At 55.0% G+C, this 20,781-nt stretch carries 18 protein-coding genes; 10 read left to right on the top strand and 8 right to left on the bottom strand.

What is annotated here, in order from left to right; translation table 11 throughout:
- Window positions 1-12: 12 nt before the first annotated feature.
- From accC to QMG44_RS21335, 6 genes are all read right to left on the bottom strand, one after another.
- Window positions 13-1,362: an acetyl-CoA carboxylase biotin carboxylase subunit gene (accC, locus tag QMG44_RS21360; RefSeq protein WP_020883502.1), complete on the bottom strand. Its 1,350-nt coding sequence runs from the start codon at window positions 1,360-1,362 to the stop codon at window positions 13-15.
- 10 nt (window positions 1,363-1,372) lie between these two features.
- Window positions 1,373-1,834, bottom strand: coding sequence for an acetyl-CoA carboxylase biotin carboxyl carrier protein (gene accB, locus QMG44_RS21355; RefSeq protein WP_014171866.1), 462 nt, complete (start codon window positions 1,832-1,834; stop codon window positions 1,373-1,375).
- A gap of 21 nt (window positions 1,835-1,855) precedes the next feature.
- The gene (gene aroQ, locus QMG44_RS21350; protein WP_014171865.1) at window positions 1,856-2,308 is read right to left on the bottom strand and encodes a type II 3-dehydroquinate dehydratase; all 453 of its coding nucleotides are present in this window, start codon (window positions 2,306-2,308) and stop codon (window positions 1,856-1,858) included.
- A 234-nt stretch (window positions 2,309-2,542) separates the two neighbouring features.
- Complete coding sequence (gene msrQ / locus QMG44_RS21345; RefSeq protein WP_014171864.1) at window positions 2,543-3,142, bottom strand: protein-methionine-sulfoxide reductase heme-binding subunit MsrQ; 600 nt, start codon at window positions 3,140-3,142, stop codon at window positions 2,543-2,545.
- Window positions 3,143-4,144, bottom strand: a complete 1,002-nt coding sequence (msrP, locus tag QMG44_RS21340; protein ID WP_281853270.1) for a protein-methionine-sulfoxide reductase catalytic subunit MsrP — start codon at window positions 4,142-4,144, stop codon at window positions 3,143-3,145.
- Between the two features lie 77 nt (window positions 4,145-4,221).
- Window positions 4,222-5,196 (bottom strand): MDR family oxidoreductase, encoded by a 975-nt coding sequence (locus QMG44_RS21335; RefSeq protein WP_020883505.1) that lies wholly within the window; start codon window positions 5,194-5,196, stop codon window positions 4,222-4,224.
- 182 nt (window positions 5,197-5,378) lie between these two features.
- Between QMG44_RS21335 and csrD the strand changes: the two genes are divergently transcribed.
- The 8 genes from csrD to tldD all read left to right on the top strand — a co-directional run bounded on the left by csrD (window position 5,379) and on the right by tldD (window position 17,645).
- Window positions 5,379-7,319, top strand: a complete 1,941-nt coding sequence (csrD, locus tag QMG44_RS21330) for an RNase E specificity factor CsrD (RefSeq protein WP_086532056.1) — start codon at window positions 5,379-5,381, stop codon at window positions 7,317-7,319.
- A gap of 281 nt (window positions 7,320-7,600) precedes the next feature.
- A complete protein-coding gene (gene mreB, locus QMG44_RS21325) occupies window positions 7,601-8,644 on the top strand; it encodes a rod shape-determining protein MreB (protein WP_000913396.1) in 1,044 nt (347 codons plus the stop codon).
- 61 nt (window positions 8,645-8,705) lie between these two features.
- A complete protein-coding gene (gene mreC / locus QMG44_RS21320; protein ID WP_014171860.1) occupies window positions 8,706-9,722 on the top strand; it encodes a rod shape-determining protein MreC in 1,017 nt (338 codons plus the stop codon).
- Window positions 9,722-10,210: a rod shape-determining protein MreD gene (gene mreD, locus QMG44_RS21315; protein WP_014071997.1), complete on the top strand. Its 489-nt coding sequence runs from the start codon at window positions 9,722-9,724 to the stop codon at window positions 10,208-10,210. Before mreC ends, mreD begins: the two co-directional genes overlap by 1 nt.
- A 9-nt stretch (window positions 10,211-10,219) precedes the next feature.
- The gene (locus QMG44_RS21310; RefSeq protein ID WP_014171859.1) at window positions 10,220-10,813 is read left to right on the top strand and encodes a nucleoside triphosphate pyrophosphatase; all 594 of its coding nucleotides are present in this window, start codon (window positions 10,220-10,222) and stop codon (window positions 10,811-10,813) included.
- Window positions 10,803-12,272, top strand: a complete 1,470-nt coding sequence (rng, locus tag QMG44_RS21305) for a ribonuclease G (RefSeq protein WP_014885432.1) — start codon at window positions 10,803-10,805, stop codon at window positions 12,270-12,272. The genes QMG44_RS21310 and rng overlap by 11 nt, the downstream gene beginning before the upstream one ends.
- A gap of 42 nt (window positions 12,273-12,314) precedes the next feature.
- Window positions 12,315-16,115 carry an AsmA2 domain-containing protein YhdP gene (gene yhdP / locus QMG44_RS21300; protein WP_049021931.1) on the top strand — a complete coding sequence of 1,267 codons (3,801 nt, stop codon included), beginning with the start codon at window positions 12,315-12,317 and terminating at the stop codon, window positions 16,113-16,115.
- An 84-nt stretch (window positions 16,116-16,199) separates the two neighbouring features.
- A complete protein-coding gene (tldD, locus tag QMG44_RS21295; protein ID WP_014171856.1) occupies window positions 16,200-17,645 on the top strand; it encodes a metalloprotease TldD in 1,446 nt (481 codons plus the stop codon).
- 51 nt (window positions 17,646-17,696) lie between these two features.
- Here tldD and QMG44_RS21290 read toward each other — a convergent pair whose 3' ends face one another.
- Both QMG44_RS21290 and aaeR read right to left on the bottom strand, forming a co-directional pair.
- Window positions 17,697-18,311 carry a YagU family protein gene (locus QMG44_RS21290; RefSeq protein WP_032680184.1) on the bottom strand — a complete coding sequence of 205 codons (615 nt, stop codon included), beginning with the start codon at window positions 18,309-18,311 and terminating at the stop codon, window positions 17,697-17,699.
- Between the two features lie 218 nt (window positions 18,312-18,529).
- Complete coding sequence (gene aaeR / locus QMG44_RS21285; RefSeq protein WP_014171854.1) at window positions 18,530-19,456, bottom strand: HTH-type transcriptional activator AaeR; 927 nt, start codon at window positions 19,454-19,456, stop codon at window positions 18,530-18,532.
- Window positions 19,457-19,635: 179 nt separating this feature from the next.
- Here aaeR and aaeX point away from each other — a divergent pair, with 179 nt between their 5' ends.
- Together aaeX and aaeA are read left to right on the top strand one after the other, a co-directional pair.
- Entirely contained in the window at window positions 19,636-19,839 is a 204-nt protein-coding gene (gene aaeX / locus QMG44_RS21280; protein WP_003860416.1) for a p-hydroxybenzoic acid efflux pump operon protein AaeX, read from the top strand.
- A 7-nt stretch (window positions 19,840-19,846) separates the two neighbouring features.
- Window positions 19,847-20,779, top strand: coding sequence for a p-hydroxybenzoic acid efflux pump subunit AaeA (gene aaeA / locus QMG44_RS21275; RefSeq protein ID WP_020883509.1), 933 nt, complete (start codon window positions 19,847-19,849; stop codon window positions 20,777-20,779).
- Window positions 20,780-20,781: the final 2 nt, after the last annotated feature.

The raw sequence follows: 20,781 nt of genomic DNA, 5'->3' as shown, positions 1-20,781 counted from the left end.
GTGACTGCGCGATTACTTCTCTTGCAGACCGAGTTTTTTCTCCAGATAGTGGATGTTAGTCCCACCATTCTGGAAGTGCTCGTCGCTCATGATACGCATCTGCAGTTCAACGTTGGTTTTGATACCGTCGATGATCAGCTCCTGCAGGGCGTTCTTCATGCGGGCAATTGCCACGTCACGGTTTTCGCCGTAGCAGATAAGCTTACCGATCATGGAGTCATAGTACGGCGGTACGGTGTAACCCGCGTAGATATGAGACTCCCAACGCACACCAAAGCCACCCGGCGCGTGGAAACGCGTGATTTTACCCGGGCTTGGCAGGAAGGTATTCGGGTCTTCGGCGTTGATACGGCATTCCACCGCATGGCCTTTGACCACAACTTCTTCCTGTTTGATGGACAGAGGCTGACCCGCAGCGATACGCAGCTGTTCTTTGATCAGGTCAACGCCGGTAATCATTTCGGTAACCGGGTGTTCTACCTGAATACGGGTGTTCATCTCAATGAAGTAGAACTCGCCGTTTTCGAACAGGAACTCGAAAGTACCCGCACCGCGATAGCCGATATCGACACAGGCTTTAGCACAACGCTCGCCGATGTAGCGACGCAGTTCCGGCGTAATGCCCGGTGCTGGCGCTTCTTCAACCACTTTCTGGTGACGACGCTGCATGGAGCAGTCACGTTCTGCCAGATAGATAGCGTTACCCTGACCGTCAGCCAGCACCTGAATTTCGATGTGGCGTGGGTTTTCCAGGTATTTTTCCATGTACACCATGTCATTGCTGAAAGCTGCTTTCGCTTCCGCTTTGGTCATGGAGATGGACTGGGCCAGTTCAGCATCGCTACGCACAACGCGCATACCGCGACCGCCGCCGCCACCGGACGCCTTGATGATAACCGGATAGCCAATGCGTTTCGCATGAGCACGGTTAGCATCCATGTCGTCGGTCAGAGGACCGTCAGAGCCCGGTACGGTTGGAACACCGGCTTTTTTCATCGCGGTGATTGCGGACACTTTGTCGCCCATCAGGCGGATAGTGTCAGCTTTCGGGCCGATGAAGATAAAGCCAGAGCGCTCAACCTGCTCAGCAAAGTTGGCGTTCTCAGAGAGGAAGCCATAACCCGGATGAATTGCCACCGCGCCGGTGATTTCAGCGGCGCTGATGATAGCCGGGATGTTCAGATAGCTTTTTACGGACGGAGCCGGGCCAATACAGACCGTCTCATCCGCCAGCAATACGTGTTTTAAATCGCGATCCGCGCTTGAGTGCACAGCGACGGTCTTGATGCCCAGTTCTTTACAGGCACGAAGAATACGCAGTGCAATCTCGCCGCGGTTGGCGATAACAATTTTATCCAGCATGTTCGCCTCGTTACTCGATGACGACCAGCGGCTCGTCAAATTCAACCGGCTGACCACTTTCGACCAGAATCGCTTTCACAGTGCCTGATTTGTCTGCTTCGATCTGGTTCATCATTTTCATCGCTTCAACGATGCACAGGGTATCGCCTGCGTTGACTTTCTGACCCACTTCGATGAACGCTTTCGCGTCCGGGCTCGGGGTGCGGTAGAAAGTACCAACCATTGGGGAACGTACGATGTGACCACTGATTTCTGCTGCAGCGGCAGGTGCGGCTTCAGCTGCTGGTGCAACGGCTGCGGAAAGCGCAGGCTGCTGCACTGGCGCAGCATAAGCCTGCTGCATTACCGGGAAGCTAGCGGCTGGGGCTGCACGGCTGATGCGTACAGACTCTTCGCCTTCAGAAATTTCCAGTTCGGAGATGCCTGATTCTTCAACCAGCTCGATCAGTTTTTTAATCTTACGAATATCCATGAGTGGGTTCCGTACTCTTGTTTAGTGTGATTGTGACAAGCGTTTTACCGCTGTCTGTAAAGCGTATGAATAGCCGTCAGCGCCCAGTCCGCAAATAACGCCAGCGGCGATATCTGATAGATAGGAATGATGGCGGAACGGCTCTCGGGCGTGCACGTTGCTCAGGTGGATCTCGATAAACGGGATACTCACTGCGAGCAGTGCGTCGCGAATAGCAACACTGGTGTGCGTAAACGCGGCCGGATTGATCAGGATATAGTCCACAGTGTCTTTAGCCTGATGAATACGGTCGATGATTGCGTACTCCGCGTTCGACTGAAAATGATCCAAATCCACATTCAGCGACGTTGCTTCCGTGCTCAGACGGTTAACAATTTCACTCAATGTTAGCGAGCCGTACTTCTCTGGCTCGCGGGTGCCGAGCATGTTCAGGTTCGGTCCGTTTAAAACTAAGATATGGAACTTATCAGCCATTGTGCCGCTATCTCCTGCGATTCTCCGGTAAAAAACAAAATATACCTTCGAAGCACGATTGTCACCTTTTCAGAGGCCTAAAACCGCTGTCGGGTAAACCAAAGTCGCACATTATAACGATTTCGTAGCATTTGGCAGCTAAATACTGGTCTTATCAGGGAAGATTATCAACCGCTATCCGAAAAAGATTCGCGGTTGACAGGGATTCTGCGGGAAAACGCACAGTTTCGCGAATTATCGCAACCACTGACGGAACTTCTTGTAACGCCATGCTAAAAGCGCCACAGCCAGCAGCGCGTAGAGTATGGGCTGCGGGGAGAGGATCTTCACCGACCACAGATAATGGATGGGTGCGAGGATCGCGACAAGATAGACGAAGTTGTGCAGCAGTTGCCAGCGCCTGCCCAATGTACGTTGTGCATATTGCGTTGATGTCAGTGCTAATGCCAGTAACACCAGCCAGCTCACGATACCTAACGTCAGGTACGGACGGGTGACCAGTTCGCGGCCCAGCAGTGCCAGGTTGTTAATGCCCAGTTCCAGCAAGGCGTAGCTGGTCAAATGGAGCGTCGCCCAGGCAAAACACCATAGTCCCAAAAGCCGGCGGGTGCGTATCAATAATGGCTGTTTAGCGTAGCGCGCTAACGGTGACACCAGCAAGGTCGCCAGTAAAAATTTCAGAGCCATCCGACCGGTAAAGTGCTGGATATCCTTTGCCGGATCAGCGCTAAAAAGCCCCTGGCTGGCGGCCCAGAATAACCAGATAAAAGGAAGCAACCCGGCTAAGTGCAACAGCACTTTCAGCCAGGTTATCTGTTTTGCCGTTAAACGCACTCAGAAGTTCTCCCGTAAATTAAGGCCACGGTAAAGCGACGCCACTTCATCAGCGTAGCCGTTAAACAGCAGTGTTGGCTGACGCTTCACATCCAGCGCGCCGCCGGAACCGATAAATCGCTCGGTGGCCTGCGACCAGCGGGGATGATCGACGTGCGGGTTCACATTGGCAAAAAAGCCATATTCGTCGGGCGCCGCCAAGTTCCAGGTCGTGGGGGGACGTTCGCGGGTGAGCTTAATGCTGACGATAGATTTAATCCCTTTAAAACCGTACTTCCACGGCACCGTTAAGCGAACAGGCGCGCCGTTCTGCGGCGGGAGTGCTTTGCCGTAAACACCGACGGTCAGCAGCGTAAGAGGATGCATCGCTTCGTCGAGCCGTAACCCTTCGACATACGGATACGCAAGCCCACCGCCGATAAACCGATCTTTCTGGCCCGGCATCTCGTCCGGGGCGTAGCGCGTCTGGAAAGAGACATATTTTGCGTTGCTGGTGGGTTCAACCATCGCCAGCAGTTTATGCAGCGGGAAGCCTACCCAGGGCACGACCATCGACCAGGCTTCCACGCAGCGCATGCGGTAGATACGCTCTTCCAGTGGAAAACGGGTGGTGAGATCGTGATGGTCCAGCGTCAGCGGTTTTGCCACTTCACCGTCGATTTTCAGCGTCCACGGATCGGTTTTCATACTCCCCGCGTTGGCCGCAGGATCGGCCTTATCGAGACCAAATTCGTAGAAATTGTTATAGCCGGTCACTTTGTCTTCCGGCGTCAGCGTCAGTGTGTTTTGCCACTGAGCGGGTTTCGTAAAGGTGAGTGGGGCGCCAGAAGGGGCTTTCGGGCGATCGTTACCTTTAAACCAGTCGAGCAAGTCGGCATGAGCCACAGGGGAAAGCGTCAGTGCGGTGGCGCTGATGCTAAGCATTTTCAGGATCTGGCGGCGCTGTAACATAAAGACAGATTCCGACGTTACGTCGGCTTCCGTCAGTTTTCGGGTTTTCATGGCATCCTCCGTCATGCGTTTTTCTAAGCATGACGGAGGAGAGGGATTAGCGCGAATATGTCACGAAAATTTGAAGATTAGGCAATTTTCACCAGCGCGCGGCCGTGGAACTGGTTGTCCATGATCTTGCTGGCATATTCAGGCGCCTGGCTAAGCGTGATTTCGGTTGCGCTCTGAGTAAAGAACGTGTCCGGCAAATCGCGCTGCAGACGTTCCCAGGCCGCAATGCGGCGCGCCGCCGGGGTCATCACGGAATCAACACCCTGCAGGCGAACGTTACGCAGAATAAAGGGCATCACGGTGGTGGGCAGGGCAAAACCGCCCGCCAGACCACAGGCTGCCACGCAGCCGCCGTAGTTCATCTGCGCCAGCACTTTTGCCAGCACTTTGTCACCGACGGTATCTACCGCACCTGCCCAGAGCTGTTTTTCCAGTGGACGGGTTTCGGCAAACTCGTCGCGGCTCAGGATGCGATTAGCGCCGAGCTGACGCAGGTACGCGTGGGTGCTCTCGCGCCCGGAAACTGCCGCAACCTGGTAACCCAGTTTGTGCAGCAATGTTACCGCCGTGCTGCCCACACCACCGCTGGCACCGGTCACGACGATCTCACCCGATTCAGGGCGAATACCGGCATCTTCCAGCGCCATCACGCACAGCATGGCGGTAAAGCCTGCGGTACCGATGATCATCGCTTTACGACCATCCAGGCCTTGTGGCATCGGCACCAGCCAGTCGCCTTTCACGCGCGCCTGTGTCGCCAGCCCGCCCCAGTGATTTTCGCCCACGCCCCAGCCCGTGAGCAGCACCTGCTGGCCGGCATGGAAGCGCGGATCTTCGCTCGCATGAACCCGGCCCGCAAAATCGATACCTGGCACCATAGGGAAATTTCGGATGATTTTACCCTTCCCGGTAATAGCCAGCGCATCTTTATAATTTAAACTGGACCAGTCGATGTCGACGGTCACTTCGCCTGCCGGCAGTCGGCTCTCTTCAACGGCCTGCACCGAGGCAAGCGTTTTGCCGTCCTGCTGTTCTAAAATCAAAGCCTGCATACAGGGTCCTCACGACTCAGATGATTGGAAAATAGCTCCTGAAGACTATACTCCCTCAGGGAAAAGCAATGCCGATTTAACGCAATAAATTGCCAGATACGCCAGGTTTGATAGTATGCCGCATTTGAAATGCAAGTTAGCGCTTACTCGCTACCCCCACAACCCACGGAGTTATCTCAAGGATGCGATTAACGACGAAGTTCTCGGCTTTTATCACCTTACTGACGGGGCTGACCATTTTTGTCACGCTCCTTGGCTGTTCTCTGAGCTTTTATAACGCCATTCAGGACAAGCTGGTTAATCGGGTGCAGTCTGTCGCGTCGGTGATTGATAATCGTCTCCTCACCACCCCGCTGCCGGCGCTGTCCCGCGAGCTGGATGAGTTGATGGTGCCTGTCGATATTGTCCAAATCGACATTCTGCAGGGAAAGCATAATGTTTTAAGCCATGCCCGGCAGGACAGCTATCGGCCTGCGGGCGTGGTAAGCCAGTACCGGGAAGTGACGGTGCACTCCCTTAAAAACCCGGGCATGACCATAAACATGGTCTACCTCGATCCAATGGCCAGCTACTTCCGCTCGATGATGACCACCGCGCCGCTCACCGTCGCCGTCGCGTTTATTGTCCTGCTGATTTTTCTCGCGGTTCGCTGGCTGCGCCGTCAGCTCTCTGGTCAGGAACTGCTGGAGATGCGCTCCGTGCGTATACTGAACGGTGAACGCGGCCCGCAGGTGCGTGGCTCGATCCATGAATGGCCTGCGCGTGCCAGCAGTGCGCTGGATACGCTGCTCTCAGAAATTCAGTTCGCCAGCGATCAGCGCAGCCGTATGGACACACTGATCCGCTCTTACGCTGCGCATGATAATAAAACCGGGCTGAATAACCGTCTTTTCTTTGATAATCAACTGGCCACGTTACTGGACGATCCGGAAAAAGTCGGGACGCACGGTGTTGTCATGATGATTCGCCTGCCTGATTTCGATCTGCTGCGCGACACCTGGGGACAGCGCGTGGCGGAAGAGAATCTCTTTACGCTGATCAACCTGCTCTCCACCTTTATTATGCGTTATCCGGGGGCGCTGCTGGCCCGTTATCACCGCAGCGACTTTGCCGTGCTGCTGCCTCACCGTACGCTGAAAGAGTCAGAAAGCATCGCCAGCCAGCTGCTGAAAGCGGTGGATGCGCTGCCGCAGAGCAAAATGCTCGACAGGGACGATATGGTTCATATGGGCATCTGTGCCTGGCGCGGCGGCCAGTCGACGGAACAGGTGATGGAACATGCTGAAGCGGCAACCCGCAACGCCGTGTTGCAGGGCGCTAACGGCTGGGCTGTGTATGACGATTCGTTACCGGAAAAAGGGCGCGGCAATGTGCGCTGGCGAACGTTGATAGAGCAAATGCTCAGCCGCGGCGGGCCGCGCATTTATCAAAAACCGGCGGTGATGAAAAACGGGAACGTTCATCACCGTGAGCTGATGTGCCGTATTTTTGACGGTACGGAAGAGGTCATCTCCGCGGAATATTTACCGATGGTGCTGCAGTTTGGGCTTTCTGAAGAGTATGACCGCCAGCAGATCACCCGACTCATGCCGTTTTTATCCTTCTGGCCCGAAGAAAACCTGGCGCTACAGGTTACCGTGGAGTCGTTAATTCGCCCGCGTTTTCAGCGCTGGTTGCGTGATACATTAATGCAATGCGAAAAATCGCAACGCAAACACATTATTTTTGAACTTGCTGAGGCGGATGTGGGTCAACACATCAGCCGGTTACGTCCGGTAGTACGGTTGATTAATGCGCTAGGTGCCCGTGTCGCGGTCACGCAGGCGGGTTTAACGCTGGTCAGTACTAACTGGATTAAGGAACTGGATGTGGAGTTATTAAAGCTGCATCCGGGGCTGGTAAGGAACATTGAAAAGCGCACAGAAAACCAGCTGCTGGTACAGAGTCTGGTAGAAGCGTGCAAGGGAACGCGAACACAAGTCTTTGCCACGGGCGTGCGCTCCAGAAGCGAATGGCAGATGTTGACAGAGCGCGGTGTGACGGGCGGTCAGGGGGATTTTTTTGCCTCCTCTCAGCCGCTTGACACCAATGTGAAAAAATATTTGCAAAGATACTCTGTTTGACCTGCCGTTTAATCCGTTTTCACGTAGAATATCGCGCCTGTAGCTTTGAGTATGACGAGCAAAAAGCCAGTGAACGACCTTTAGCGGGTTACAAATGTCAGTGAGGGACGCTACTGTGTACTCAGCCCTGAGGGAATCAGGGAAAGATTTGTAACATCAGGATACGTACTGCACAAATTTTCACCGCTGCAGATGATTTTTGCGCCTTGTCGCTGCTGCGTGTGGTTGGTAAAGTAAGCGGATTTTGTTTTCCGCCCCAGCTTTCAGGATTATCCCTTAGTATGTTGAAAAAATTTCGTGGCATGTTTTCCAATGACCTGTCCATTGACCTGGGTACCGCGAATACCCTTATTTACGTTAAAGGACAAGGCATCGTATTGAATGAGCCTTCCGTTGTGGCCATTCGTCAGGATCGTGCCGGCTCGCCGAAAAGCGTAGCCGCTGTGGGTCATGACGCGAAGCAGATGCTGGGACGTACCCCTGGCAACATCGCCGCAATCCGCCCAATGAAAGACGGCGTTATCGCTGACTTCTTCGTGACTGAAAAAATGCTTCAGCACTTCATCAAGCAGGTTCACAGCAACAGCTTCATGCGCCCAAGCCCGCGTGTTCTGGTGTGTGTGCCGGTTGGCGCCACCCAGGTTGAACGTCGCGCAATCCGTGAATCAGCCCAGGGTGCAGGCGCGCGTGAAGTGTTCCTGATTGAAGAGCCAATGGCGGCGGCAATCGGTGCGGGTCTGCCTGTTTCTGAAGCGACCGGTTCTATGGTGGTGGATATCGGTGGTGGTACCACTGAAGTGGCCGTTATCTCCCTGAACGGCGTGGTGTACTCCTCTTCCGTGCGTATCGGTGGCGATCGTTTCGACGAAGCCATCATTAATTATGTGCGTCGTAACTACGGTTCCCTGATCGGCGAAGCGACCGCTGAGCGTATCAAGCATGAAATCGGTTCCGCTTACCCGGGCGATGAAGTGCGTGAAATCGAAGTTCGCGGCCGTAACCTGGCTGAAGGTGTTCCACGCGGCTTTACCCTGAACTCCAACGAAATTCTGGAAGCGCTGCAGGAACCTCTGACCGGTATCGTGAGCGCAGTGATGGTTGCCCTGGAACAGTGCCCACCAGAACTGGCGTCTGATATCTCCGAGCGCGGTATGGTTCTGACCGGTGGTGGTGCGCTGCTGCGTAACCTCGACCGCCTGTTAATGGAAGAGACAGGTATTCCTGTCGTAGTTGCAGAAGATCCACTGACTTGCGTCGCCCGTGGTGGTGGCAAGGCGCTGGAAATGATCGACATGCACGGCGGCGACTTGTTCAGCGAAGAGTAGTCATTGTGAAAGGGTAGCGTATCGCTACCCTTTCTCTCTGACACGAGAATACGCATAGCCTATGAAGCCAATTTTTAGCCGTGGCCCATCGCTACAGTTTCGCCTCATTCTGGCGGTCCTGGTTGCGCTTGGGGTCATTATTGCCGATAGCCGCCTCGGTACGTTCAGTCAGATCAGAACGTACATGGATACCGCCGTCAGTCCTTTCTACTTTATTTCAAATGGTCCCCGTGAGTTGCTCGACTCCGTTTCTCAAACGTTGTCTTCACGTGACCAACTCGAACTCGAAAACCGGGCATTACGTCAGGAACTGCTGTTGAAAAACAGCGAGCTGCTGATGCTGGGACAATATAAGCAGGAAAACGCGCGTCTGCGCGAGCTGCTTGGCTCGCCGCTGCGTCAGGATGAGCAGAAGATGGTGACGCAGGTGATCTCCACCGTCAACGATCCTTACAGCGATCAGGTTGTGATCGACAAAGGAAGCGTGAACGGTGTGTATGAAGGTCAGCCTGTTATCAGTGATAAAGGCGTTGTAGGCCAGGTTGTTGCTGTGGCCAAACTGACCAGCCGCGTTCTGCTGATCTGCGATGCCACGCATGCGTTGCCGATTCAGGTACTGCGTAATGACATTCGCGTCATCGCGGCCGGTAACGGGTGTACCGACGATCTCCAGCTGGAACATCTGCCGGCTAACACGGACATTCGTGTGGGCGACGTTCTGGTGACGTCGGGTCTGGGTGGACGTTTCCCTGAAGGGTATCCGGTTGCGGTTGTCTCTTCGGTGAAGCTTGATACGCAGCGTGCCTATACCGTGATTCAGGCGCGTCCAACCGCGGGTTTACAGCGTCTTCGCTACCTGCTGCTGCTGTGGGGCGCCGACCGCAATGGTGCTAACCCCATGACGCCTGAAGATGTTCATCGCGTCGCGAATGAACGCCTGATGCAAATGATGCCGCAGGTTCTGCCGGCACCGGATGCCATGGGCCCCCCTGCGCCAGTACCGGCCCCTGCTACGGGGCTAACGCAGCCGCTGCCGGATGCACCGCCACCGCCTAAACTCTCCTCGGGAGGGCAGTAGTGGCAAGTTATCGTAGCCAGGGACGCTGGGTTATCTGGCTCTCATTTCTCATTGCGCTGTTACTGCAAATCATGCCCTGGCCGGACGACATTCTCGTTTTCCGGCCAAACTGGGTATTGCTCATTTTGCTCTACTGGATCCTTGCCCTGCCGCACCGCGTAAATGTCGGCACAGGTTTTGTGATGGGTGCCATACTGGATCTCATTAGTGGCTCTACGCTTGGCGTGCGCGCCTTGTCCATGAGTATTATTGCGTACCTCGTCGCACTTAAATTCCAGCTCTTTCGTAACCTCGCGCTCTGGCAACAGGCGCTGGTGGTGATGTTGTTGTCGCTTGCTGCGGATATCGTTGTTTTCTGGGCAGAGTTTTTAGTGATCAACGTCTCTTTCCGACCGGAAGTGTTCTGGAGTAGTGTAGTAAACGGTGTGCTCTGGCCGTGGCTGTTCCTGCTGATGCGTAAGGTTCGCCAGCAGTTTGCTGTGCAATAAAAGGTTTCTATGACGTCTCTATATCTTGCTTCTGGTTCTCCGCGTCGTCAGGAGTTGCTCACTCAGCTGGGCGTCTCCTTTGAACGCATTGTTACGGGCATCGAAGAGAAACGCGCTGAAGGCGAAAGTGCCCAGCAGTACGTTTCTCGACTGGCGCGTGAGAAAGCGCAGGCAGGCGTGGCGCAAACGCCGCGTGACTTGCCGGTGCTGGGGGCAGATACCATCGTTATTCTTAACGGTGAAGTGCTTGAGAAGCCGCACGACGCTGAACATGCGGCGCGCATGCTGCGCAAAATGTCCGGACAAACACATCAGGTAATGACCGCCGTCGCGCTGGCGGACAGCCAGCACGTGCTGGATTGCCTGGTGGTAACGGACGTGACATTCAGAGTGCTTACCGACGACGAGATCGCCGCTTATATCACCAGCGGTGAACCGATGGATAAGGCAGGTGCATACGGTATTCAGGGGCTGGGTGGCTGTTTTGTCAGGAAGATTAATGGCAGCTATCACGCCGTAGTCGGCTTACCGCTGGTGGAAACGTATGAGTTGCTGAGCAATTTTAACTCACTGCGTGAGGGAAGGGATAATTATGACGGCTGAATTGTTGGTAAACGTAACGCCATCGGAAACCCGTGTGGCCTATATTGATGGTGGCATTCTTCAGGAAATTCATATTGAGCGTGAAGCGCGGCGCGGAATAGTAGGCAATATCTACAAAGGTCGTGTCAGTCGTGTACTACCGGGTATGCAGGCGGCTTTTGTAGATATTGGACTGGATAAGGCGGCATTTTTACATGCCTCCGACATTATGCCGCATACCGAGTGCGTCGCGGGCGAAGAGCAAAAGCAGTTTGCCGTGCGCGATATCTCCGAACTGGTGCGTCAGGGCCAGGATCTGATGGTGCAGGTCGTCAAAGATCCGCTGGGCACGAAAGGCGCCCGTCTGACGACCGACATTACCTTGCCTTCCCGTTATCTGGTCTTTATGCCTGGCGCGTCGCACGTGGGCGTTTCGCAGCGCATTGAGAGCGAAAGCGAGCGCGAGCGTCTTAAAAAAGTGGTCAGCGCTTACTGCGATGAACAGGGCGGGTTTATCATCCGTACCGCCGCAGAAGGGATCAGTGAAGACGATCTGGCGTCTGATGCGGCTTATCTCAAGCGCGTCTGGACCAAAGTCATGGAGCGTAAAAAACGCAACCAGACCCGCTACCAGCTTTACGGCGAACTGGCGCTTGCTCAGCGCGTCCTGCGTGATTTTGCCGATGCACAGCTCGACAGAATTCGCGTGGATTCCCGCCTGACCTATGAAGCACTGCTGGAATTTACCGCCGAATACATTCCCGAAATGCCTGGCCTGCTGGAGCATTACACGGGGCGTCAGCCTATCTTCGATCTCTATGACGTCGAAAATGAGATCCAGCGAGCGCTGGAACGCAAGGTTGAACTGAAGTCCGGCGGCTATCTGATCATCGATCAGACCGAAGCGATGACGACGGTGGATATCAACACCGGCGCGTTTGTCGGCCATCGCAACCTGGATGACACCATCTTTAATACCAACATCGAAGCCACGCAGGCCATCGCCCGCCAGCTTCGCCTGCGCAATCTGGGTGGCATTATCATCATCGACTTTATCGATATGAGTAATGAAGACCATCGCCGTCGTGTGCTGCACTCGCTGGAGCAGGCGCTGAGTAAAGATCGCGTGAAAACCAGCATCAACGGCTTCTCACAGCTGGGGCTGGTGGAAATGACGCGTAAGCGTACCCGCGAAAGCGTGGAGCACGTGCTGTGCAATGAATGCCCAACCTGCCACGGACGTGGCACAGTAAAGACGGTTGAGACCGTCTGCTACGAGATCATGCGTGAAATCGTTCGCGTTCATCATGCCTACGACTCCGATCGTTTTCTGGTCTATGCTTCCCCTGCGGTGGCTGAAGCGCTGAAAGGCGAAGAGTCGCACGCGCTGGCGGAAGTGGAAATCTTTGTCGGCAAACAGGTAAAAGTTCAAATCGAACCGCTCTATAACCAGGAGCAGTTTGACGTCGTGATGATGTAAGACGCGGTACGCCGCGTGACCAAAGCTGACAAGGAGAGATGAGTGAGGCGATTGCCGGGGATTTTATTGCTTACAGGGGCAACGCTGGTCGTGATTGTCGCGTTGCTCGTGAGCGGGCTGCGCCTCGTTTTACCGCATCTGGACAGCTGGCGTCCGCAGCTGCTGGCAAAAATCGAATCCACCACCGGTGTCCCGGTGGACGTGAGCCAGATAAGCGCCAGCTGGCAGAATTTTGGTCCGACGCTTGATGTCCGGGATATCAATGCCAGCCTGAAAGATGGCGGCTATCTGAAAATCAAACGCGTCACCCTGGCGCTGGATGTCTGGCAAAGCCTGCTCCATTTTCGCTGGCAGTTCCGCGATCTCACCTTTTATCAGCTTCAGTTTCTGACCAATACCCCGCTGTCCGGCGGCGATAGCAATCAGAGCCTTGAAACCAACCGCTTCAGCGATCTCTTCCTGCGTCAGTTCGATCATTTCGATCTGCGCGACAGCGAAGTGAGCTTTATTACCCTCTCCGGACAGCGCGCTGAACTGGCGATCCCACAGCTGACCTGGCTCAACGGCAAAGAACGCCATCGCGCGGAAGGACAGGTGAATCTCTCCAGCCTGAACGGCCAGCACGGCGTGATGCAGGTTCGTATGGATCTGCGCGACGACGACGGTTTGTTAAATAACGGCAAGGTATGGCTGCAGGCCGACGACGTGGATGTTAAGCCGTGGCTCGGCGACTGGTTACAGCAAAATATGCAGCTGGAAACCGCCCGTTTTAGCCTTGAAGGCTGGATGACCCTGACGAAAGGGGTATTTGCCAGCGGCGATATCTGGCTTAAGCAGGGGGGCGCAAGCTGGAAGGGCGAAAAACAGCAGCATCAACTTTCGGTCGATAACCTCACCGCGCACGTGACGAAAGAGAAAGAGGGCTGGCAGTTTGCCATTCCGGACACACGCATCACCATGGATAACAAACCCTGGCCGCGCGGGGCTCTGACGCTGGCCTGGATGCCGGAACAGGATGTCGGTGGGGCGACCAGCAAACGCAGTGACGAGCTGCGTATTCGCGCCAGCAACCTTGATCTGGCCGCAATAGAAGGTCTGCGCTCGATGGCCGCCAAGCTCTCTCCGGATCTGGGGGAGATCTGGCTGGCAACGCAGCCAAGCGGAAAGATAGATTCGCTGGCGCTGGATATCCCGCTTCAGGCCACGGAAAAGACCCGTTTTCAGGCCGCATGGAAAGGTCTGGCCTGGAAGCAGTGGAAGATGTTACCGGGGGCGGAAAACTTCAGCGGTAAGCTGGAAGGGAGCGTTGAGAACGGCAGGTTAACGGTCGATATGCATGACGCCAGAATGCCTTACGAAACGGTCTTCCGTGCGCCGCTGGAAATTGAACAAGGCAATGCGGTGCTCAACTGGTTGCGTAACGATAAAGGCTTCCAGCTGGATGGGCGCCATATCGATGTGAAAGCCAAAGCGGTGCATGCGCGTGGCGATTTCCGCTATCTGCAGCCTGAAGGTGAAGAGCCGTGGCTGGGTATTCTGGCCGGGATCAGCACTAACGACGGTTCTCAGGCCTGGCGCTACTTCCCCGAGAACCTGATGGGCAAAGCGCTGGTGGACTATCTGAGCGGCGCGATCCAGGGCGGTCAGGCGGATAATGCCACCCTGGTCTACGGCGGTAATCCACATCTTTTCCCGTACAAGCACAATGAAGGTCAATTCCAGGTGCTGGTGCCGCTGCACAACGCTACCTTCGCCTTCCAGCCGGGCTGGCCTGCGCTGAAAAATCTCGACATTGAACTTAATTTTATCAATGACGGATTATGGATGAAGGCAGACAACGTGGCGCTGGGCGGCGTAACGGCCAGTAACCTGACGGCAAACATTCCGGATTACTCAAAAGAGAAGCTTTTGATTGATGCCGACATTAACGGCCCCGGGAAAGCGGTCGGCCCCTATTTTGAAGACACACCGCTGAAAGAGTCACTGGCAGCCACCCTTCAGCAGCTGCAGCTGGATGGCGATGTGAGTGCTCGCTTACATCTTGATATCCCGCTCGACGGTGAAATGACCACCGCCAAAGGCGACGTCCGTCTCAATAACAACAGCCTGTATATTAAGCCGCTTGAAAGCACCCTGAAGAACCTCAGCGGGCAGTTTAGCTTTGAGAACGGTAATCTGAAGAGCGAGCCGCTCACGGCCAGCTGGTTTAATCAGCCTGTGAATATTGATTTCTCGACCACCGAGGGCGAGAAAGCTTATCAGGTAGCCGTCAACCTGGACGGCAACTGGCAGCCATCGCGCATGGATGTTCTGCCGAAGCCGATCGAGGAGTCCGTTAATGGTGCAGTCTCCTGGAATGGCAAGGTGGCAATTGAACTGCCTTATCACGCCGGTGCGCGCTATAAAGTTGATATCACTGGCGATCTGAAAAACATTCAGAGCCAGTTGCCTGCACCGCTGGATAAATCGTCCGGTCAACCGCTGCCAATAAAGGTTAACGTCGATGGCAATCTTAACAGCTTCGCGCTGACCGGCAGTGCGGGTGAGAAAAACCATTTCAACAGCCGCTGGCTGCTTAACCGTAAGCTCACGCTCGACAGAGCCATCTGGACGACGGACAGCCGCACCACGCCGCCGCTGCCCGATCACACCGGCATTGAGCTTAATCTGCCGCCAATGGACGGGGCCGAGTGGCTGGCCCTGTTCCAGAAGGGCGTCGGCCAAAACGTTGATGAGGCTGCCCAGTTCCCGCAGAGCATTACTGTTCGTACGCCGTCGCTGATGCTGGGTGGACAGCAGTGGAATAACCTGAGCATTGTTTCGCAGCCGACGGCGAACGGGTCAAAAGTCGAAGCCCAGGGCCGCGAGATCAATGGCACGCTGACCATGCGCGACAACGCGCCGTGGCAGGCGGCGATTCGCTATCTTTACTACAACCCGGCCACCGCGAGCGGAAAAGATCGTCCGTCAAATACGGCGCCGTTGAATAACCCAACCCGTATCGACTTCAGCGGCTGGCCCGATCTCCAGCTACGCTGTGCTGAGTGCTGGCTTTGGGGTCAAAAGTATGGCCGTATTGACGGCGATTTCGCCATTAAGGGGAATACGCTGAGCCTTGCGGGCGGACTTATCGACACCGGCTTTGGCCGTCTGAGGGCCGCCGGGGAGTGGGTTAATAACCCGGGCGAGCAGCGAACCTCTTTGAAGGGCGACATCAAGGGCAATAAACTGGATTCCGTGGCTAACTTCTTTGGCATCAGCACGCCGCTGCGGGGGTCATCATTTGACGTGAATTACGATCTCCACTGGCGTGCGGCACCGTGGACGCCGGATGAAGCCTCGCTGAACGGCATTCTGAAAACCCGCTTTGGCAAGGGTGAGATTGCCGATGTGAGTACCGGCCATGCGGGCCAGATACTGCGTCTGTTGAGCTTTGATGCCCTGCTGCGTAAGCTGCGTTTCGACTTTAGCGATACCTTCAGCGAAGGTTTCTATTACGACTCCATCCGCAGTACGGCATGGATCAAAGACGGGGTGCTGCATACCGACGATACGCTGGTGGACGGCCTGGAAGCGGATATTGCGATGAAAGGCTCGGTCAACCTCGTGCGCCGCGAACTGGATATGGAAGCGGTGGTGGCACCTGAAATTTCTGCCACCGTCGGCGTGGCGGCGGCTTTTGTGGTGAACCCGATTGTCGGTGCGGCGGTGTTTGCCGCCAGTAAAGTGCTGGGGCCGCTGTGGAGCAAAGTCTCTATTCTGCGCTATCGCATCACCGGGCCGGTGGATAAACCGCAGATTAATGAAGTGCTGCGCCAGCCGCGCAAAGATGCACAGCAATGATTTGACGTGGGCAGGTAATTGCCTCACTCTCAATAAATACGATTTATATACCGCCACGGGCGGCAACGAACGAGTAGCAATACGATGAGTCTGAACCTGGTAAGTGAACATTTGCTCGCAGCGAACGGCCTGAGCCATCAGGACCTGTTCTCCATTCTTGGTCAACTGACCGAACGCCGTCTCGACTACGGCGATCTCTATTTCCAGTCGAGCTATCACGAATCCTGGGTTTTAGAAGACAGCATCATTAAAGATGGCTCTTATAACATTGACCAGGGTGTCGGTGTACGTGCCGTCAGCGGCGAGAAAACCGGTTTTGCTTATGCCGACCAGATTAGCCTGGCCGCACTGGAGCAGAGCGCGCTGGCTGCGCGGACTATCGTGCGCGAAACCGGTGACGGTCGCGTGAAGACGCTGGGTGAAGTGCAGCACTCTGCGCTCTATACCAGTATCGATCCCCTGCAGAGCATGAGCCGTGAAGAGAAACTGGATATCCTGCGCCGCGTGGATAAAGTCGCACGCGCTGCGGATAAACGCGTGCAGGAAGTCTCTGCCAGCCTGAGCGGTGTCTATGAACTGATCCTGGTCGCGGCGACAGACGGCACGCTGGCAGCGGATGTGCGTCCGCTGGTACGTCTTTCTGTCAGCGTGCAGGTTGAAGACGACGGTAAGCGTGAGCGCGGTTCAAGCGGTGGCGGCGGTCGTTTTGGTTATGACTGGTTCCTGGGCGATGTTGACGGTGAAGCACGCGCTGACGCGTGGGCAAAAGAAGCCGTGCGCATGGCGCTGGTGAACCTGTCTGCCGTGGCGGCACCCGCCGGTACATTGCCGGTGGTACTCGGCGCAGGCTGGCCTGGCGTGCTGCTGCACGAAGCGGTGGGCCACGGTCTGGAAGGCGATTTTAACCGTCGCGGCACCTCCGTATTCAGCGGCCAGATGGGACAACGCGTCTCTTCTGAACTCTGTACCGTGGTTGATGACGGCACGATGCAGGATCGCCGTGGCTCGATTTCAATCGACGATGAAGGTACGCCCGGGCAGTACAACGTGCTGATTGAAAATGGCGTCCTGAAAGGCTACATGCAGGACAAACTCAACGCGCGTCTGATGGGCGTTGCGCCAACGGGCAACGGCCGTCGTGAATCCTACGCGCATCTGCCGATGCCGCGTATGACGAACACCTACATGTTGCCGGGTAAATCCACACCGCAGGAGATCATCGAGTCCGTTGATTACGGCATCTTCGCGCCAAACTTTGGTGGCGGTCAGGTAGATATCACCTCCGGTAAGTTCGTCTTCTCCACTTCAGAAGCGTATCTGATTGAGAAAGGCAAAGTGACCAAAGCGGTGAAGGGGGCGACCCTGATTGGCTCCGGTATTGAAGCCATGCAGCAGATCTCCATGGTCGGTAACGATCTGAAACTGGATAACGGCGTTGGTGTTTGCGGTAAAGAGGGCCAGAGCCTGCCGGTTGGCGTCGGTCAGCCAACGCTGAAAGTGGATAACCTGACGGTGGGCGGCACCGCCTGACCTGAACCAATCTGAAAAAATGGCGCGACTGTAAAAGTCGCGCCATTTTTTTTAACGTGCGTTACCCAGCGGGATCTCCGGGTCGGGCTCGTGCGTGATGCGGTTGCGAAGGTCACGACGAATGATTTCAATCGACCAGAACCAGATCAAATGCCCCACGATCTCTGAGACGTGTTCGTACCAGGGCAGTTCGAACAGCGGGGGTGTCAGCCCCATCAGCGGGAAGGAGATCATGTGAACAAAAAGCTGCGCTAACGCACCCGCCAGTAAACCTTGCCAGAGTTTAATTTTCGGGAAGACTTCAGCAACTACACAATACCCTACAGCAAAGACGATAGAGAAAATAATATGTGTTACGCCGACCGCGTTAAATATATGGCCGGCAAAGGTATAAACCGCGGCGTTAGGGTCAGCAATGCCCAGCCAGTCGCGTAAAAATACATAAGGAGGATTTAAAAAATTGCGGGAACAATCAATCTGACCTGCGGCTCTTATTAATTGCTCCGGTCCGCATGCGCTGGTGAATAAATCGGTAGGGCTTCGTGGCGGAAGCGGCACCTCTGCTCCCCATTTTACGAAGGCGGAGACAATCCCTGCAATCAAACCAATAAACGCGGCGAGTCCATAGCGCCTGCGTGAAGGCGGTGTTTGTTCAAATAGATTCATTTCTTTTCCTTGTTTAAGGTCATCCTGAAAAATACATTTTATTATTCATATCAGTAACAAATTAATAACAGCCTGACTGTCAGACTGTTTATAAGGTAAGGCGCAGATGGCGGCAGTGTCAATTCGCTATTCCTGACAGGGGTGAAGGAATATTCCTGAATGACGGTCTGTATCATCCTGGAATATTCATTGCAAATATACTTTTGGGAAATTAAAGGTTATTCCTTTCGTCTTTCGCGCATTCCCTGAAACAGCTCCGCCACGTCCACAAAATACTCGGTCAGATAGTTTATGCACACCTGAACCTTGAGCGGCAGTTTGTCTTTCTCGGTGTACAACGCGTACACCGGACGCGGATCGGACTGATAGCGCGGGAAGAGGATCTCCAGTACACCGCTGTTGATCTCGTTAATCACCCACATTAACGGCACATACGCGATCCCGGCGCCGGCCACCAGCCAGCGCGAGATGGTCATCGGATCGTTGGTGACGAACCGTCCTTCCGGCAGCAGTCTGGTGGAAATCCCTTCCGGGGCAATCAGCTCAAATTCATTGTCGGGGCGAACGCTGTACTCCAGCCAGGAGTGGTTGGTGAGATCGGCGGGTTTCTCCGGCACCCCGTACTGAGCCAGATAGCTTTTCGAGGCGCAGACCACCATTGGCATACTGCCCAGCCGCCGGGAGAAGAGGCTGGAGTCCTGCAATGCCCCCACGCGGATCACCACGTCCAGCCCGTCGGCAATCAGGTCCGGGGCGGGAATGCCCGTGACCAGATTGACGGTTAATCCCGGGTACTCTTTCAGCATGTCAGCGGTCATGGCGGCGAGAACATTTTGTGCCATAGTTGAAGAACAACCGATGCGCAGCGTACCGATAGGCGTGTTGTTGAAGGCGTAAAGTTGTTCGTGCACATCCTGCACTTCGAGCAGCATGCGGCGACAACCCTGATAGTAAATCTTACCCGCTTCCGTCAGCCCAATGCTGCGGGTGCTGCGGTTGAGTAGCTTGACCTGCAGCTCATCTTCCAGTTTGGACACAGTCTGGCTGATGGAAGAGACGCTCATCTGAAGCTGACGTGCAGCGGCGGTAAAAGAGCCAAGTTCAACCACTTTGGCAAAGACCGACATCCGTTTTAGACGTTCCATTGTTAACTCTGGCTTAAAAGTGATTTAGATCACATATTATAGATAACAGCATAACAGTTACGTTAATATATTATTAATTACATAACGGCTGCGCCATTCTCGCCCGGCGTTTCTTGCTCTCCTGCGGTGGCGTGCGCTAAAAAAGTCTGAAGCCTGCACTCTCTCTAATCAAGGTCAACATGAGTCTGTTTCCCGTTATCGTGGTGTTCGGTTTGTCGTTCCCACCGATATTTTTCGAGCTTCTTTTGTCACTGGCGATTTTCTGGCTGGTGCGCAAGGTGCTGGTCCCCACCGGGATCTACGATTTTGTCTGGCATCCTGCATTGTTCAATACCGCGCTGTATTGCTGCCTGTTTTACCTGATATCGCGCATGTTTGTCTGAGGTTGATGTGAAAACGCTAACAAGAAAAATCTCCCGCACTGCCATCACCATGGCGCTCGTTATCCTCGCGTTCATCGCTATTTTCCGCGCCTGGGTCTACTACACCGAATCACCGTGGACGCGTGATGCACGCTTTAGCGCCGATGTCGTGGCAATCGCCCCCGACGTGGCGGGTCTCATCACTGCGGTCAATGTCCACGATAACCAGCTGGTGAAAAAAGATCAGGTACTGTTCACCATCGACCAGCCGCGTTATCAGAAAGCGTTAGAAGAAGCCGAAGCGGATGTGGCCTATTATCAGGCGCTGGCTTCCGAGAAACGTCGTGAGGCAGGTCGCCGTAACCAACTGGGTGTTCAGGCGATGTCCCGCGAAGAGATTGACCAGTCCAATAACGTCCTGCAAACCGTGCTGCATCAGCTGGCCAAAGCGCAAGCGACGCGCGATCTTGCCCGGCTCGATCTTGAGCGCACCGTGATCCGCGCACCAGCCGATGGTTGGATCACCAACCTGAATGTTTATGCCGGGGAGTTTATCACCCGCGGCTCAACCGCCGTGGCGCTGGTTAAACAGAACTCCTTCTACGTGCTCGCCTATATGGAAGAGACCAAACTGGAAGGCGTGCGTCCGGGGTTCCGGGCTGAAATTACGCCGCTTGGCAGTAACCGAGTGCTGAAAGGTACCGTCGACAGCGTAGCCGCGGGGGTCACTAACTCCAGCAGCTCTAACGATACTAAAGGGATGGCGACGGTGGATTCCAACCTGGAATGGGTACGTCTGGCCCAGCGTGTGCCGGTGCGTATCCATCTGGATGAACAGCAGGGTAATCTGTGGCCTGCCGGGACCACGGCGACGGTGGTGATCACCGGTGAAAAAGACCGTGACGCCAGCCAGGACTCCATCTTCCGTAAAATTGCCCATCGCCTGCGCGAGTTTGGTTAATC

This window comes from Enterobacter sp. 200527-13, from assembly GCF_027924865.1.
Lineage (GTDB): Bacteria > Pseudomonadota > Gammaproteobacteria > Enterobacterales > Enterobacteriaceae > Enterobacter > Enterobacter ludwigii.
This window is presented reverse-complemented; position numbering and strand designations above follow the sequence as displayed.

What these genes read in the sequence shown, in the direction of transcription:
- accC (WP_020883502.1), bottom strand. Translation starts at nt 1,362, where the DNA reads ATGCTGGATAAAATTGTTATCGCCAACCGCGGCGAGATTGCACTGCGT.
- accB (WP_014171866.1), bottom strand. Translation starts at nt 1,834, where the DNA reads ATGGATATTCGTAAGATTAAAAAACTGATCGAGCTGGTTGAAGAATCA.
- aroQ (WP_014171865.1), bottom strand. Translation starts at nt 2,308, where the DNA reads ATGGCTGATAAGTTCCATATCTTAGTTTTAAACGGACCGAACCTGAAC.
- msrP (WP_281853270.1), bottom strand. Translation starts at nt 4,144, where the DNA reads ATGAAAACCCGAAAACTGACGGAAGCCGACGTAACGTCGGAATCTGTC.
- QMG44_RS21335 (WP_020883505.1), bottom strand. Translation starts at nt 5,196, where the DNA reads ATGCAGGCTTTGATTTTAGAACAGCAGGACGGCAAAACGCTTGCCTCG.
- csrD (WP_086532056.1), top strand. Translation starts at nt 5,379, where the DNA reads ATGCGATTAACGACGAAGTTCTCGGCTTTTATCACCTTACTGACGGGG.
- mreB (WP_000913396.1), top strand. Translation starts at nt 7,601, where the DNA reads ATGTTGAAAAAATTTCGTGGCATGTTTTCCAATGACCTGTCCATTGAC.
- mreC (WP_014171860.1), top strand. Translation starts at nt 8,706, where the DNA reads ATGAAGCCAATTTTTAGCCGTGGCCCATCGCTACAGTTTCGCCTCATT.
- QMG44_RS21310 (WP_014171859.1), top strand. Translation starts at nt 10,220, where the DNA reads ATGACGTCTCTATATCTTGCTTCTGGTTCTCCGCGTCGTCAGGAGTTG.
- rng (WP_014885432.1), top strand. Translation starts at nt 10,803, where the DNA reads ATGACGGCTGAATTGTTGGTAAACGTAACGCCATCGGAAACCCGTGTG.
- tldD (WP_014171856.1), top strand. Translation starts at nt 16,200, where the DNA reads ATGAGTCTGAACCTGGTAAGTGAACATTTGCTCGCAGCGAACGGCCTG.
- QMG44_RS21290 (WP_032680184.1), bottom strand. Translation starts at nt 18,311, where the DNA reads ATGAATCTATTTGAACAAACACCGCCTTCACGCAGGCGCTATGGACTC.
- aaeR (WP_014171854.1), bottom strand. Translation starts at nt 19,456, where the DNA reads ATGGAACGTCTAAAACGGATGTCGGTCTTTGCCAAAGTGGTTGAACTT.
- aaeX (WP_003860416.1), top strand. Translation starts at nt 19,636, where the DNA reads ATGAGTCTGTTTCCCGTTATCGTGGTGTTCGGTTTGTCGTTCCCACCG.